1 pseudogene is annotated in these 610 nt (G+C 57.5%); it reads left to right on the top strand.

What is annotated here, in order from left to right:
* Positions 1-278 precede the first annotated feature (278 nt).
* Positions 279-610: pseudogene (locus tag OQK_RS01355) on the top strand (glycogen debranching protein GlgX); the annotation flags it as partial.

Raw genomic sequence — 610 nt, 5'->3', positions numbered from 1 at the left:
AAAAAGCCGCGAGCAGCGAAGAAGCCTCCGGCGAACTGACCCGATCCATTTTTGAACTGAATGACTGTGTGGCGAGCGTGCTCGCCACAAGGGGCTCTTGCGCCCCGAAGAAAGTCCCTTATTGGGAAAAACACACAACCCTGTGGGAGCGAGCCTGCTCGCGAAAGCGCTAGGTCAGTTGGTGAAAATGTCGAATGTACCGACGCTTTCGCGAGCAGGCTCGCTCCCACCAGGAAATCTCATTGCCTGAACTGTCCCGTTTTTTTGCAGGAGCAATCATGACCCGTCCAAAGAAAGCCGAACCCGCTGCGCACGCCGAGCCGTCGAGAATCCGTGAAGGCCTGCCCTTCCCGCTCGGTGCGACCTGGGATGGTCTGGGGGTGAACTTTGCTCTGTTTTCCGCCAACGCCACCAAGGTCGAGCTGTGCATTTTCGACGATGCCGGCGAGGTCGAGCTCGAACGCATCGAGCTGCCGGAATACACCGATGAGATTTACCACGGCTACCTGCCCGATGCGCATCCTGGCTTGATCTACGGCTACCGCGTATATGGTCCTTATGACCCGGCCAATGGTCACCGCTTCAACCACAACAAACTGCTGATCGACCC

This window comes from Pseudomonas sp. R62, assembly GCF_000257605.1.
GTDB lineage: Bacteria > Pseudomonadota > Gammaproteobacteria > Pseudomonadales > Pseudomonadaceae > Aquipseudomonas > Aquipseudomonas atacamensis.
This window is presented reverse-complemented; position numbering and strand designations above follow the sequence as displayed.